Here is a 14,822-nt window from a genome sequence, read left to right on the forward strand (position 1 = left end):
TTGATTTATAAATCATTTAATTCTAATTTTAATTTTTCCAGTTTAGGTGCAAGGAAGTTGTAGAATATTGCTGTTAGCGCACCGCTGGCAAATCCGATAATTAGTGAGAAAATAATATTAAATATTGCACTAATTGCTGTTCCACCACTGACTATCATCACAATTGCAGTAATAATGCTTAAAACACCATTTACTATACCAAATGCAATTGCAAACTTAATCATGTCAACAGATTCAATCACTGTCATGTTGTTTTCTTTTGATAATTTAACTTCAATTCCTCTTCCTCTGCCTGCAAGAATGTTGTAAATGTAGCATCCGAGCAGTACGAAAACAAATGTCATGATAAATGTACCGAAGATAAACATTGCAATTGTTGTCGGTTGGCTGATCAGTATCATGAACTGATAAAGGCTATAAGCTAATACCTGCTGGCCAGCATAGATTAATGTCTGCATTACTGCATTAATCAATAACGGCAGGACTAATACAGAAACCAAATAGAGTAATATTGCCTGAATTGTTGCAATCATTGCTGTTATAATTGCAGTTTCGGTTGTTGTTACTTTAATGATTTTTCCGCCATCAAATATGAATTTAATGTTGTTCATTTTTTTTGCAAGGAGATTATAAATGAAACCCTGGCAAAAGGAATTGTAGATTGTGTACATGAATGTACCGACTACCATTGTTGAGATAAGATATACTGAAACCCCAGCTCCGTTTGGATTTGAGATTCCAATAAAAAGCGAAATTATGATGGAGGAGATTATTGAAAATAATACTCCTATTGCAGTTGTGATAATAGTGAATGAAGATAAATCAATAGATTTTAATTCTTTTACACTAACCATTCTTCCACCTAGAACCAGCTTTCAGATTTTTCAAGCAATTCGTCAATGATTATTGAAATGGAGCCGACATAGGTGTGAGGATCCATAATTTTTTCAACATCGTCTTCTGTAAGGTATTTTTGAACCTCTTCATCTTCTAGGATTAATTCTCCTAATAATAATTTTTCTTTATTGGCTTTTATTGCATTTTTCCTTACAATTCCGTATGCAGTTTGTTTACCCATTCCTGCACGGGTAAGTTCTGCCATTAATCTTTCAGCCATAATCAGTCCGTTTGTGAGGTTTAAGTTTCTTTCGATATTTTCATCGTAGAAAACTAAATTGTTCATTAATTTTATGGTTAAATTGAGGATGTAATCGGTTAAAATACAGCTTTCAGGGAACATGATTCTTTCACATGAAGAGTTGGTTAAATCTCTTTCATGCCATAACGGATTGTTGTCTAAAGCTGCATTGACATAGGATTTGACAATTCTTGCAATGCCGCATATTCTCTCAGCAGTAATAGGGTTCATTTTATGTGGCATTGTACTGCTTCCTACTTGTTTTTCAGGATCGAAGTATTCGCCGACTTCCATGAGTTCGGTTCTTTGAAGACTTCTGATTTCAAGTGCAATTTTGTCTAAGGTACTTGCAATATTTGCTAAAACACTTATGAACTCTACGTGGTTGTCTCTTTGAACAACCTGGTTTGTGATGGTAGCTGCAGGTAATCCTAATATTTCTGCTACGGTTTTGTGGATTTCCCATCCCTGTTCGCCTAATGCTGCGGTGGTTCCAACAGCTCCGTCCATCATTCCAATACAAACATTGGATTCTGCATTTTCCAGTCTTACGTATTGTCTGTGAAGTTCATCAGCCCAAATACCGAATTTCATACCGTAGGTGGTAGGAAGTGCATGCTGTCCGTGTGTACGTCCGATACATACTTTCATTTTATTTTCTTCGGTTAATTTGAGCATTATTTTTGTTAATCTTTCTAATTTTTCTTTTAATACTCCAATGGAGTCACGAATGAGTAATGAATTTGAACTGTCTACAATATCATTAGATGTAGCTCCGAAGTGAACGTATTCTCCGGCTCCGTTTTCACATACTTCTGTGATTGATTTTGATAAAGCAGCGATATCGTGATTTGTTTCTGCTTCAATTTCTTTCATTCTTTCAAGCTTTACAAAGTTTGTATTAGCTTTTGCGGCAATTTCATCAGCAACTTCCTGTGGAATAATTCCCAGTTTGCCTTCAGCTTGAGCTAATGCAGATTCTACATCTAACATTCTCTGTAATTTATTTTCTTCTTCCCAAATTTGTTTCATTTCGGGAGTTCCATATCTAAATTCAATTGGATGTATAGCCATTTTTTATCAACTCATAATTTTTAAAATATATTCATATATTTATTCATTCTTTTTATTAAATTTTTAATTTTTTCAAAACATTTATATAGTCACCTTTTAAAGACTTTAATATACTTGCATATTATTCTAATTTATGCAATAGGTGAGTATATGGAAACAAAAATACGACAGTTGCGCCAGAATAAAGGCTTAACTCAACAAGAGTTGGCTGATGCGGCTCAAGTAACTCGTCAAACCATAAATGCTTTAGAAAATGCTCGTTATAATCCTTCCTTATTATTAGCCTATAAAATTACAAAAATTTTGGGTAAAAATTCTATAGAAGAAGTCTTTATGTTCAATGAAGATGATTGAATGACATTTGAATTTGTAAAAAAAATAGTTGGTTTGCATGTGTTAATAAATATGCTTTTATATTGTTAATATATATGCTAAAAAAATGTTAATATAGTGTTCATATTGTTAATATATATGCTATTTTTTTAATTTTATTTTTTAAACACTTTTATTTGATATTATGTCTTTGTTTAACGATAATCTGAAAAATATTAAAATCAGGACGGTTTTGATAATACTGATTGTATCTTATCTGATTTTATTTTTGTTATCTAAATTCGGATTTCCATTTAACCAGACATGGATTTATATTGTTTTAATCTTTTATTTCATATTTAAATTACGCAGATATGGTGAAAGCTTTAAAGAGGATTTAAAAAGTGTTTTTTCCAAAATTGATTTGAAATTCATACTGTTTGTAGTTTTTTTGAATATTTTCTTTTCATATGGGATGCTCTATTTGACAAATTATGCGGTATCTTATTTTCCCCAGTTAATGTTTCTGGTAAATTTTTCACTGCCTTCAATGGCAATTATAGACACTTTGCCTTTGATTGGAGGATTTGTCTCCACAGTTGTTATTGCATCTGTTTGTGAAGAGTTAATATTCAGGGGTGTTTTCCTGTCCCGGTTGAGACTAATTGTTCCTACAGTCTTTGCAGTACTGATTTCCTCATTGCTTTTTGGTGCGCTTCATAGCTTTGGAAGCATGACTTCAGCAGTTGTTTTTGCTATTTGCATGGCAATTTTATATCTTAAAAGCGATAATATTTGCGTTCCTATTTTGGCTCATTTCTTAAATAACTTATTTGCTGAAATTATCAGATTGGTTGATGTTCATGAGGTATTATTTAACAATCCTGGTGTCATGTTGGTTATTGGTGTTCTTGCAGTGATTTCTGCAATAATTCTGTTCATCTCAATTTTCAAAGAATTGAAAATGTTAAATAATAAAACATTATAGATATCTTAACATGGATTTAAGAAAAATCGGTGTTGCATTAATTTTTATTGGAATCATTTTGGCCATATTGTTTTTGGGCAATGATAAAGTGTTCGTGCCTGCATTGACAGTCACAGTGTTAGGATTCTTTTTAACAGTTGTTGGTTTTGTCATTGAAATTAGAAAAAGAAAATTGATTAATGATCAGTTGGATAAGGATATCGGAACTGTTATTCAGCCGTTAATTACTAAATATTCTAATTTGAATAAGCAGTATCGCAGTGAATTTGAAGGCGATGAATATGTTCAAAAAAGATTGCAGTTAAACAATGATTTGGAAAAAGAACTTACAGAAAAAATCCCTTATCTGGAAAGCCGTGAAATCAAAAAGATAGTCATTGAGTTTTCCAAAGAGCAGGATAAAATGTAAGTATATTTTTTTAAAGTTTTAATATAATGTACAAAAAATGACAACAAGGTTTTAAATAGTACATTTTATAAAATAATAATTTAGTGATATAATGTTTTTCCCAAGTTTAGATGAAGTAAAAGATATTTCAAAAAATAAGGAGTATAAGTGCATACCAATCGCTTATGAATTATTCTCAGATATTGCAACTCCTATAGAAGTTTTAAGAATTTTAAAAGGTTGCAGTAACCACTGTTACATGCTGGAAAGTGTAGAAGATTCACAAAACTGGGGAAGATACTCTTTTTTAGGTTATGACCCTCTTCTGGAATTCACCTGTCAGGACGGCATCGTTAAAATTAAAGGCAGTGAAAATTTCGACCAGTTCAACGACGACGAGGTTGTAATCGAAACTGAAAACCCCAGTGAAATCATAAAAGATCTGGTTAAAAAAAATAAGTCTCCGAAATTAGAGAACCTGCCGCCGTTTACTGGGGGTTTTGTAGGTTATTTCGCTTATGATTATATAAAATATGCAGAGCCTTCACTAAAACTTGATGCAGAAAACCAGGATCAGTTCAAGGACATAGATGTGATGCTTTTTGATAAAGTCATTGCTTTTGACAATTTTAAACAGAAAATTATCCTTATCGTAAATATGAAGAATGATGATTTGGAAAATAATTATGAAACTGCCTGCATTGAATTAAAACAGATGGCAAATTTAATAAAATGCGGTAAAAAAGCAAAAATCGAATCTTTAAAATTACATTCTGACTTTAAACCGGTATTTTCAAAGAAAAAATACTGTGATATGGTTCTGAAAGCCAAAAATTACATAAAAGAGGGAGACATATTTCAGGTTGTTTTGTCAAATAGGATAGAAGCTGAAATCTCAGGAAGCCTTTTTGATACATACAGGGTTTTAAGAACCACAAATCCTTCACCTTACATGTTTTATTTCTCAAGTAACGATATTGAAATTGCAGGAGCATCTCCTGAAACATTAGTTAAACTCACAGACAATAAACTCTTCACATTTCCTCTGGCCGGAACAAGGCCTCGCGGAAAAACACCTGAAGAAGATTTAAAACTTGAAGAGGAGCTGCTCAGTGATGAAAAAGAATTGGCCGAACATAATATGCTGGTTGATTTGGGCCGTAATGATATCGGAAGAATATCCGAGATTGGTTCTGTTAATGTGGAGAAATACCTGTCTATCGAGAGATTTTCCCATGTGATGCACATAGGATCTACTGTAAGCGGAACTTTAAGAAGTGACTTGGATTCACTTGTAGCTATTGATTCAATTCTTCCTGCAGGAACATTGTCCGGAGCTCCAAAATTAAGAGCATGTGAAATAATCAATGAACTGGAAGACAATAAACGTGGAATATACGGCGGAGCCATAGGCTATGTTGATTTAAGCGGAAACATCGATACCTGCATTTCAATCAGAATAGCCTTTGCAAGAAACAATAAGGTTTTCATTCGCTCAGGAGCAGGAATAGTGGCAGACAGCGTACCTGAAAATGAATTTGACGAATGCTTAAATAAGGCTGCGGCCGTAATAAATGCATTAAAAATTGCTGACGGAGGGATAGAATGATTCTTTTAATTGACAATTATGACAGTTTTTCATATAATCTTTATCAGCTGATTGGTGAAATCAATCCGGATATCATGGTTGTAAGAAACGATAAGATAACACTTGAAGAGATATCAGATTTGAATCCTGAATGCATTATACTGTCTCCTGGTCCTGGAAAACCTGAAAACGCAGGAATATGCATTGATGTTGTGAAAACTTTCTACGATAAGATTCCGATTTTAGGAGTTTGTCTGGGCCATCAGGCAATATGTGAAGCATTTGGCGGTAAAATATCACATGCTTCAAGGCTGATGCATGGAAAATCATCAAAAATTTCACTTGATTACGATTATCTCTTTAAGGGACTTCCGAGTGAAATTAGTGTCGGAAGATATCATTCATTAAGTCTTGTCAGGGACACTCTTCCGGACTGTCTTGACATTATTTCAAAAGCAAAGGATGACGGTGAAGTGATGGCGGTAAAGCATGAAAGTTACAGTGTTTACGGCCTGCAGTTTCATCCTGAATCAATTTTAACTCCTGACGGATTAACAATTATCAGAAATTTCTTGGAAAAAGTAGAGAGGGGAATCTTATGATTAAAGAAGCTATTTTAAAAGTTTACAAACATGAAGATTTAACTTATGATGAAGCATACCAGACTATGGATGAAATCATGAGTGGTGAAGCAAGTGAAGTCCAGATGAGTGCATATCTCACTGCAATGTCTATGAAAGGCGAAACAATTGATGAAATCACTGCATCAGCCGAAGCGATGAGGGCTCACTGTGTAAGATTGCTGAACGATAAGGAAGTTTTGGAAATCGTCGGTACAGGCGGTGACGGTTCAAATACATTCAATATCTCAACAACTTCATCCATTGTAATATCTGCTGCAGGAGTTCCTGTAGCCAAACACGGAAACAGGTCCGCTTCCAGTAAATGTGGTGCTGCAGATGTCTTGGAAGAGCTGGGGGTAAATATTTATATTGAGCCTGAAAAAAGTTTAAAATGTCTTAGGGAAATTAATTTATGTTTCTTATTTGCTCAGAATTATCATTTGTCAATGAAATATGTTGCAGGTGTGCGTAAAGAACTTTCAATCAGAACAATTTTCAATATTTTAGGGCCTCTGACAAGTCCCGCCGGTGCTTCAATGGAAGTGCTGGGAGTCTATGAAAAAGATCTTGTAGAGCCTTTAACTGATGTTTTAAAGAATTTGGGAGTTAAATCTGCATTGACAGTTTACGGCGTTGACGGCATGGATGAAATTTCTGTCAGTGACAAAACATTTGTCTGTGAACTTAAAGACGGCAAAACAATGTCATATGAAATTTCACCTGAATATTTCGGCATGGAAAAGGCCTCCAAAGAGGATTTGGTTGGCGGTGATGCAAAAGTCAATGCTGAAATTACCCGTTCCATTTTAAATGGGGAAAAAGGTCCAAAAAGAAATGCTGTTCTATTGAATTCAGCAGCAGGCCTTTATGTTGCAGGAAAAGTCGAATCCCTGCGTGAAGGTGTTGCATTGGCAGAAGAAATTATTGATTCTGGAAAGGCATTAAAGCAGCTTGAAAGATTTATTGAATGTACAAACAGATGATTGACATGTTGGATGAAATAGTTGAAAAAACAAAAGAAAGATTAGTGGAATCAAAGAAAAACAAGTCATTGGATGATCTTAAGGATGAAGTCGCTAAAATGAACATCACCCAGGATTTTCCGTTTAAAGAGGCTTTAAGCGGTGATGAAATATCAATAATTGCAGAAGTCAAAAGGGCATCACCCTCAAAGGGCATGATTGCTGAGGATTTTGATTATGTTTTCATTGCAAAAGATTATGAGGATGCAGGTGCATCTGCAATTTCCGTTTTAACAGAACCTTACTTTTTCAAGGGATCCAACGATTACCTTAAAGAAATTTCCGAGAATGTTTCAATCCCGATTTTAAGAAAGGATTTCATCATTGATGAATATATGATTTGGGAAGCTAAAGCTATAGGTGCTTCTGCAGTATTGCTGATTGTTTCTATTTTGTCCATTGTAGAGTTAAAGAAATTTTTGGATTTGGCTCATGATTTGGGTCTTTCCGCTATTGTTGAGGCACATGACGGCAATGAGATTAGAACTGCACTTAATGTAGGGGCTGAAATAATCGGTGTCAACAACAGGGATCTGACAGATTTCAGCGTAGACATTGAAAATAGTATAAGTCTACGTAGATGTGTCAGTGGTGATGTAGTGTTTATTTCTGAAAGTGGCATTAAAACACCTGAAGATGTAAGGAGATTAAAAGAAAATGATGTCGATGCAGTTTTAATAGGCGAAACTTTAATGAAATGTGATGATAAAAAAGCTATGATTTCGGAGTTCAAAAATGCCTAAAATCAAAATCTGCGGATTAAGACGTTTGAAAGATATTGAAATAGTAAACAGATATAAGCCGGATTATATAGGATTTGTATTTGCCAATTCCAAAAGACAGGTTTCACATGAGCTTGCAATACAAATGAAAGATAATTTAGATGATAACATTATTTCTGTTGGTGTTTTTGTTGACGCAGAGCTTGATGAAATATTGACATTATTCAATAAGGGAATTATAGAAATTGCTCAACTTCACGGCGATGAAAGTGAAGATTATATTAATAATTTAAAAGAAAAAACTAATAATGAACTAAAAATTATCAATGCTGTTGAAATGTCACAGGATACAGACTTATTGATGCATGATAAATCTCAGGCTGATTATCTTCTGCTGGATAGTGGGAAAGGCAGTGGTAAAACATTCGACTGGCAGCTGATTAGAAAAGATTTAACTAAAAAGTTCTTTTTAGCAGGTGGAATCGACAGCAGCAATGTCAGACAGGCTGTTGAGCAGTTTAATCCCTATGCTATAGATTTAAGTTCAAGTTTAGAAATTGACGGTTATAAAGATGAAAATAAAATTAAAGAAATCATGGAGGCTATAAAGTGAATAAAGGACGATATGGCGATTATGGAGGTCAGTACATATCTGAAACATTAATGAATGAGCTGCTGTATCTGGAGGAGCAGTACAATCATTACATGAATGATCCCGATTTTGTAAATGAACTGAATGATTTGCTAAAAGAATATGCGGGAAGACCTTCCTTATTGTATTATGCTAAAAGAATGACAGAAGACCTTGGCGGTGCAAAAATCTATTTAAAACGTGAAGATTTAAACCACACAGGCGCTCATAAAATCAACAATGTTTTAGGGCAGGTTTTACTTGCTAAAAAAATGGGTAAAACAAGAGTTATTGCAGAAACCGGTGCGGGTCAGCATGGGGTTGCAACAGCTACTGCAGCTGCACTTTTGGATATGGAATGTGAAGTGTTCATGGGTGAAGTTGATACCAAAAGACAGGCATTGAATGTTTACAGGATGGAACTCTTGGGTGCAAAGGTTCACTCCGTCAAATCAGGAACAAAAACCTTGAAAGATGCTGTCAATGATGCATTCAGAGACTGGATTGCAAGAGTTCATGATACTAATTATGTAATAGGTTCAACAATGGGACCTCATCCTTTCCCAATGATGGTCCGTGATTTCCAGTCAGTAATCAGTGCTGAAGCAAGAGAGCAGTTTTTGGAAAAAGAGGGAAGACTTCCGACAGCTGTTGTTGCATGTGTCGGTGGAGGAAGTAACGCAATGGGTGCATTTTACAATTTCATCGATGATGAGGAGGTCAGGCTGATTGGATGTGAAGCCGGCGGAAAAGGGGTTGACACTCCGTATAATGCAGCTGCTTTAACAAAAGGTAAAATTGGAATATTTCATGGTATGAAATCATTTTTCAATCAGGGAGACTACGGCCAGATTGCTCCGGTTTATTCAGTATCAGCAGGCCTTGACTATCCTGGTGTAGGGCCTGAACATGCTTATTTAAGAGATATCGGCAGAGCTGAATATGTTCCTGTAAATGATGAGGAAGCGGTTGAAGCATTTGAATATCTCTCAAGGACTGAAGGAATTATTCCGGCTATTGAAAGTGCTCATGCAGTTGCCCATGCAATGAAAATAGCGCCGACAATGGATAAGGATGATATAATAATGATTTGTCTTTCAGGAAGAGGAGATAAGGATGTCAGATCAATTGCAGAATACAGGGGAGTTGAGTTAGATGAGTAGAATTCCAAACGCTTTTAAAAACGGAAAAGCATTTATAGGCTTTTTGACTGCAGGAGACCCGACAGTTGAAAAAACTGTAGAGTATATATTGGCAATGGTTGATGCCGGGTGTGATTTGGTAGAAATAGGTATTCCTTTTTCAGACCCTATGGCTGAAGGTGTTGTAATTCAGGACGCTAATGTCAGAGCATTGAAACACAATACTACAACAGATGATGTATTTGAAATTGTTCGTAAAGTCCGCCAAAAAACTGAAGTTCCAATAGTATTTTTAACTTATATCAATCCCGTTTTCTTTTATGGATATGAAGAGTTCTTTAAAAAATGTAATGAATTAGGCGTTGACGGAATCATATCTCCAGACCTGCCGTATGAAGAGAAAGGCGAAATTGCAGATATTGCACGTAAAAATGATGTTGATGTCATATCACTGATTGCACCTACTTCAAAAGAAAGGATTCAGATGATAGCTAATGACGCAACCGGTTTCATGTATGTTGTATCCTCTTTAGGAGTTACCGGAATGCGTTCTGAGATTAAAACTGATTTAAATGCTATTCTATCTGATATTCGTGATGTTTGTGATTTGCCTCTGGCAGTAGGTTTTGGAATAAACACTCCAGAACAGGCAACTGAAATAGGTAAAATTGCTGATGGTGTAATTGTCGGAAGTGCAATTGTCAAAATAATCGAAGAATACGGTGAAAATGCTGAAAAACCTCTAAAAGAATATGTTTCCAGCATGAAAAAAGCGGCAAATGAATAATCTAATAAAAGATAAATTTATAATATATAAAAAATAAATATTAATACATTACTAATTAGAGGATTATTTATGTTTAAAGCAGAATTAAGTGATTCTAACATATTAAAAACCAGTTTTGATGCTATTTCATCAATTGTTGATGAAGTACAAATTCAAACTGACAGTGAGGGCATGAGATTAGATGCCTTAGACCGTAGTCACATAACTTTCGTTCATTTAGAGCTTAAATCAAGTTTATTCGATGAATATATTTGTGACGTTCCTGAAAAAATTAATATTGATACTGATGAATTCATGAGAGTTTTAAAACGTGCAAAATCTCAGGACAGAGTTTTAATGTCTGTTGATGAAGGTAATTTCATTATTACTTTTGAAGGAGATGCAACAAGAACTTTCAAAATAAGATTAATTGATATGGAATATGATAACCCTGTTCCACCTCAAATTGATCACCCAACATCATTTAAAGTACGTTTCTCTATCTTAAAAGACTGTATCAACGATATTGATATCTTTTCAGATAAAATCGCTTTCCAGGTTGATGAAGATTACTTTATCGCATCAGCTGATGGTGAATTTGGTGATGCTAGTATCAAATATCTCCATGGTGAGAATATCTCAGAACATGCAAAATCTTTATTCTCATTGGATAAAATCAGAGAAATGCTTAAAGCAGATAAATTTTCAGAGGAAGCTGAAATCGGCTTAGGTACTGACATGCCATTAAGTTTAACCCTTAATATGGTTACTGGCGATGGTAAACTAAGTTTCTTGCTTGCTCCTAGATTAGAAACAGATGAATAATTTTTTTTCATTTGTTTATCCTTTTTTTATTTTAAACACTACATTAGAGATGATATTAAGTGGATGAATTCTATCAAGTTTTACGTAAAGTTCAGAAGAAAGAACGTAATAATGGTACATTAGCTCGTGTAGAAGAAACTTTTTACAACGATATTCACGAGTATTTAAATGGATTAAGAAAACAGGCCATTGAAGATCCATTCTCTAATGCTCACGGTACTCTTAAACAGGCTCAGATTATTGCTACAGAGATTTGTGAAAGGCGTGAGAAAAAAATCAGCGAAGCCGCTGTAATCAATATTCATCGCTCATACCATCTTTTCACAGGAAAACCAAAATTTGATCTGGTTGATACAACTCCGCTGAATTTAACTCCTGAAGAAGAAAAGTTTTACTACTCCTTATTGGATACTTTAAAAACTCATAGGGGAAACATTTCTTTGGATAAACTGTCAGATGATGACGATTCAGAAAAAACAACTGTTATAAATCCGGTTGGAACTCAAAGCACTACTTTGGATACTCCTAAAGAAACTCCAAAAGAAATTCCTAAAGAGACTCCTAAAAATGATGATGAAGTTTTAAACAGGCTTGATGAAATCAGCAAAGCCAAACCTATCGTCGGCGAGAAAAGAGAACCTATTGAAAAGCAGATTATCAAATCACAGCAAAAACGTGCTGAAGCTGAAAGGCCTCAGGTGAAACCTAAAAAGCCTATTGAAGAGAATCTTGAAGAAAATCCTAACGCAGTCGAAGAAACCGATGAATTTTATGATTTGGAATCTCAAAAAATTGCAAAGGATACCGAACTGGTAACAATGCTTGTTTTTGATGATATTGATGCTATAATGGGTGTTGATGAAAAGGTATACGGTCCATTCAGACCACAGGATCTGGTAACTTTACCTATGGTCAATGCAAAAATATTTTTCAAAAATCGCAAAGGTCGCCAGGTAAAAATCTAATTTTCCATTAACTTTATATAACTTATAAAACAGAAATAGTTGCATATCTATTTGTGATACTAAAAAATTATATTTTATATAATTTGGATTTCTGCTGTCTGTAGACTTGATGCGTTACAATGCAGTTTTGATCTCTAATATTTTTTGATTTAAACTTAGTTTAGATAAATTTATGAATAGATTTCCAATGATTTATTAATTAAACACCTAATGGTGTATTAAACGGTGAAAAAATGAAAATACCAAAAGAAAAAAGAACATACTGTCCTCATTGTAAAAAACACACAATGCATGAAGTTCACACTGCTAAAAAAAGAAAAGCTAGTGAGTTAACCTGGGGACAAAGACAATTCAGACGTGTAACTGCTGGTTACAGAGGTTACCCAAGGCCTTTACCTGCTGGAAACAAACCAGTTAAAAAATTAGACTTAAGACTTAAATGCAAAGAATGTGGAAAATCTCACATTAAACAATCTTTCAGAACAGGAAAACCTGAATTTGTAGCAAAATAGGTGATTAACATGGTTAGTAAAGGTAGAGGAAACTTTTTAAAAGTTAAATGTTTAGATTGTGACAATGAGCAAGTAATTTTCGACCGTGCAGCATCAGACGTAAAATGTATTATTTGTGGTAAAACACTCGTTAAATCCCGTGGTGCTAAAGCTAAAATTACTGCACACATCGAAAAAGTTTTAAACTAGATTTCTAGTTTTTAACTTATTTTTTACTATTTTTATATAATTTTTATTTAATGTTGGTGAGAGTATGGTAAGAAAAAGTCAAGAATGGCCTGATGAAGGGGAACTTATTGTAGGTACAGTCTACAAAGTTCTTAATTATGGGGCATTCGCTAAATTAGAAGAATATCAGGGCAAAGAAGCTTTTATTCATATTTCTGAAGTATCTTCTGGTTGGGTAAAAAATATCAGAGATCATGTAAGAGAAAACCAAAAAATTGTTTGCCGTGTTCTCCGTGTAAATCCTAAAAAAGGACATGTGGATGCTTCCTTAAAAAGAATCCGTGAAGATCAAAGAACTAAAAAAATCCAACATTGGAAAATCGAACAGAAAGCAGAAAAATTCCTGGAATTGGCTGCTAAATCCTTAGATAAAGATTTGGATACTGCTTATGATGAAGTAGGTTACGAACTTATGGACATCTTCGGTGATGTTTATGGTGCTTTTGAAACTGCTTCCGATGAAGGTGCTGAATCACTTACTGAAGAAGGAATCCCACAAGATTGGGCAGATGCTATTACTGAAGTAGCTAAAAAGAACATTACTCCTCCTGAAGTTCACATCAGCGGATATGTTGATATTGAAACTTTTGTGCCTAATGGAGTTGAAATTATCATTTCTGCACTTAAGGCTGCTGAAGATAATGGAGATGAGGAAGAAGAGATTAAAGTCCAATGTGTAGGTGCACCAAGATATAGGATTACTGTAAAATCTACTGACTATTTATTAGCAGAAAAAGCATTAAAAGCTGCTGCTGATAGATGTATTGCAGTTGTTGAAGAATCTGACGGAAATGGTTCATTTTTAAGAGAATTGGATAATTAGATTCTTATGAATATGAAAATGAATAAATGTCCTGAATGTGGCATTTATACTTTAAAAGAAGCTTGCCCAAAATGCGGCGGCAAACTCAAAGTGATTTATCCTCCCAAATTTTCAGTTGAGGATAAGTATGGTAAATATAGACGTATATTGAAAAAAGAGTCAATGAAGGAGTAAATCCATATGGAAACTACAGAAATTACTGTCTTAGAGGATATTGAATTAGACAATCCTATATTTATTGAAGCATTACCTGGCTTAGGTCATGTTGGTAAATTAGCTGCTGATCATATGATTGATGAATTGGGAGCTACTAAATTTGCAGAAATTTATTCTCCAACTTTTCCGCCTCAAGTTCTTGTTAAGGACGAAGGTATTATTGAAAACATGTTCAATGAGTTATATTACCTGAGAGATGTCGGGGAAGATAATTTGGATTTAATTTTACTTGTAGGTAATACACAATCATTATCTCCTGAAGGCCAATATCTGGTCTGTAAGGAAATTTTAGAGTTTGTAAAAGGCTACGACATTAATAGAATTTACACACTTGGCGGAATGGTTACAGGACCGAATGTAGAAAATCCTAAAGTTTTCGGTGCCGCTACTGATGAAGCCTGCATTGAATTATTAAAAGAAGCAGGTGTTGAAATCAGAGCTAATGACGGTGGTATCGTCGGTGCTTCCGGATTATTTTTAGGTTTAGCAACCCGTCAGGGAATTCAGGGGTCTTGTCTAATGGGTGAAACTCCAGGTTATTTCATCGATGCTCAAGCGGCAGAAGCGATATTACATAAATTAGCTCATTTGCTTAATTTTGAAATAAATGTTGATAAGCTTGAAGAAAGAGCTGAAGAAACCAGACAAATGATTGCTCAAGCTCAACAAATGGAACAGGATTTAATTAATAAAGCTAATGCCGGAAATGCAGATGATTTAAGATATATTGGATAGAATTCCAATATATAATTTTTTACTTTTTTTATCTTAATAATGCAAGAATACCACAACTTCTGTAAGTTGTGGATGAATTGTAAGTTGGGTATTCTATTTTTTTATTAACTTTTAAATAGTTTTT

At 34.4% G+C, this 14,822-nt stretch carries 19 protein-coding genes; 17 read left to right on the forward strand and 2 right to left on the reverse strand.

Annotated features, from left to right (window positions below; translation table 11 throughout):
- Positions 1 to 5 precede the first annotated feature (5 nt).
- Together QZN33_RS06135 and purB are read right to left on the reverse strand one after the other, a co-directional pair.
- Complete coding sequence (locus tag QZN33_RS06135) at positions 6 to 854, reverse strand: hypothetical protein (protein WP_296790073.1); 849 nt, start codon at positions 852 to 854, stop codon at positions 6 to 8.
- Positions 855 to 862: 8 nt separating this feature from the next.
- A complete protein-coding gene (gene purB, locus QZN33_RS06140; protein ID WP_296790074.1) occupies positions 863 to 2,212 on the reverse strand; it encodes an adenylosuccinate lyase in 1,350 nt (449 codons plus the stop codon).
- A gap of 150 nt (positions 2,213 to 2,362) precedes the next feature.
- On the opposite strand from purB, the gene QZN33_RS06145 reads away from it, so the two are divergent.
- From QZN33_RS06145 to QZN33_RS06225, 17 genes are all read left to right on the forward strand, one after another.
- Entirely contained in the window at positions 2,363 to 2,566 is a 204-nt protein-coding gene (locus QZN33_RS06145; protein WP_296790075.1) for a helix-turn-helix transcriptional regulator, read from the forward strand.
- A 163-nt stretch (positions 2,567 to 2,729) separates the two neighbouring features.
- Entirely contained in the window at positions 2,730 to 3,512 is a 783-nt protein-coding gene (locus QZN33_RS06150; protein ID WP_296790076.1) for a CPBP family intramembrane glutamic endopeptidase, read from the forward strand.
- A 10-nt stretch (positions 3,513 to 3,522) separates the two neighbouring features.
- On the forward strand, positions 3,523 to 3,921 hold the full coding sequence (locus tag QZN33_RS06155; protein WP_296790077.1) for a hypothetical protein: 399 nt from the start codon (positions 3,523 to 3,525) through the stop codon (positions 3,919 to 3,921).
- 91 nt (positions 3,922 to 4,012) lie between these two features.
- On the forward strand, positions 4,013 to 5,509 hold the full coding sequence (trpE, locus tag QZN33_RS06160; RefSeq protein ID WP_296790078.1) for an anthranilate synthase component I: 1,497 nt from the start codon (positions 4,013 to 4,015) through the stop codon (positions 5,507 to 5,509).
- Positions 5,506 to 6,090: an aminodeoxychorismate/anthranilate synthase component II gene (locus QZN33_RS06165; protein ID WP_296790079.1), complete on the forward strand. Its 585-nt coding sequence runs from the start codon at positions 5,506 to 5,508 to the stop codon at positions 6,088 to 6,090. Before trpE ends, QZN33_RS06165 begins: the two co-directional genes overlap by 4 nt.
- Complete coding sequence (trpD, locus tag QZN33_RS06170; protein WP_296790080.1) at positions 6,087 to 7,094, forward strand: anthranilate phosphoribosyltransferase; 1,008 nt, start codon at positions 6,087 to 6,089, stop codon at positions 7,092 to 7,094. Before QZN33_RS06165 ends, trpD begins: the two co-directional genes overlap by 4 nt.
- Positions 7,079 to 7,876 (forward strand): indole-3-glycerol phosphate synthase TrpC, encoded by a 798-nt coding sequence (gene trpC, locus QZN33_RS06175; protein WP_342764139.1) that lies wholly within the window; start codon positions 7,079 to 7,081, stop codon positions 7,874 to 7,876. The genes trpD and trpC overlap by 16 nt, the downstream gene beginning before the upstream one ends.
- A complete protein-coding gene (locus QZN33_RS06180) occupies positions 7,869 to 8,468 on the forward strand; it encodes a phosphoribosylanthranilate isomerase (RefSeq protein WP_296790082.1) in 600 nt (199 codons plus the stop codon). Before trpC ends, QZN33_RS06180 begins: the two co-directional genes overlap by 8 nt.
- On the forward strand, positions 8,465 to 9,649 hold the full coding sequence (gene trpB / locus QZN33_RS06185; RefSeq protein WP_296790083.1) for a tryptophan synthase subunit beta: 1,185 nt from the start codon (positions 8,465 to 8,467) through the stop codon (positions 9,647 to 9,649). The genes QZN33_RS06180 and trpB overlap by 4 nt, the downstream gene beginning before the upstream one ends.
- Positions 9,642 to 10,415, forward strand: coding sequence for a tryptophan synthase subunit alpha (gene trpA / locus QZN33_RS06190; protein WP_296790084.1), 774 nt, complete (start codon positions 9,642 to 9,644; stop codon positions 10,413 to 10,415). The genes trpB and trpA overlap by 8 nt, the downstream gene beginning before the upstream one ends.
- 69 nt (positions 10,416 to 10,484) lie before the next feature.
- Positions 10,485 to 11,219, forward strand: a complete 735-nt coding sequence (gene pcn, locus QZN33_RS06195; protein WP_296790085.1) for a proliferating cell nuclear antigen (pcna) — start codon at positions 10,485 to 10,487, stop codon at positions 11,217 to 11,219.
- A gap of 59 nt (positions 11,220 to 11,278) precedes the next feature.
- The gene (locus QZN33_RS06200; protein WP_296790086.1) at positions 11,279 to 12,184 is read left to right on the forward strand and encodes a hypothetical protein; all 906 of its coding nucleotides are present in this window, start codon (positions 11,279 to 11,281) and stop codon (positions 12,182 to 12,184) included.
- A 233-nt stretch (positions 12,185 to 12,417) separates the two neighbouring features.
- Positions 12,418 to 12,696, forward strand: a complete 279-nt coding sequence (locus QZN33_RS06205) for a 50S ribosomal protein L44e (protein WP_069575597.1) — start codon at positions 12,418 to 12,420, stop codon at positions 12,694 to 12,696.
- Positions 12,697 to 12,705: 9 nt separating this feature from the next.
- Positions 12,706 to 12,885: a 30S ribosomal protein S27e gene (locus QZN33_RS06210; protein WP_067044971.1), complete on the forward strand. Its 180-nt coding sequence runs from the start codon at positions 12,706 to 12,708 to the stop codon at positions 12,883 to 12,885.
- A gap of 64 nt (positions 12,886 to 12,949) precedes the next feature.
- On the forward strand, positions 12,950 to 13,747 hold the full coding sequence (locus tag QZN33_RS06215; RefSeq protein WP_296790087.1) for a translation initiation factor IF-2 subunit alpha: 798 nt from the start codon (positions 12,950 to 12,952) through the stop codon (positions 13,745 to 13,747).
- Between the two features lie 6 nt (positions 13,748 to 13,753).
- Positions 13,754 to 13,921 (forward strand): RNA-protein complex protein Nop10, encoded by a 168-nt coding sequence (locus QZN33_RS06220; protein WP_296790088.1) that lies wholly within the window; start codon positions 13,754 to 13,756, stop codon positions 13,919 to 13,921.
- Between the two features lie 6 nt (positions 13,922 to 13,927).
- Positions 13,928 to 14,698, forward strand: coding sequence for a proteasome assembly chaperone family protein (locus tag QZN33_RS06225; RefSeq protein WP_296790089.1), 771 nt, complete (start codon positions 13,928 to 13,930; stop codon positions 14,696 to 14,698).
- Positions 14,699 to 14,822: the final 124 nt, after the last annotated feature.

Origin of the sequence: uncultured Methanobrevibacter sp. (assembly GCF_900314615.1) — an archaeon.
Lineage (GTDB): Archaea > Methanobacteriota > Methanobacteria > Methanobacteriales > Methanobacteriaceae > Methanocatella.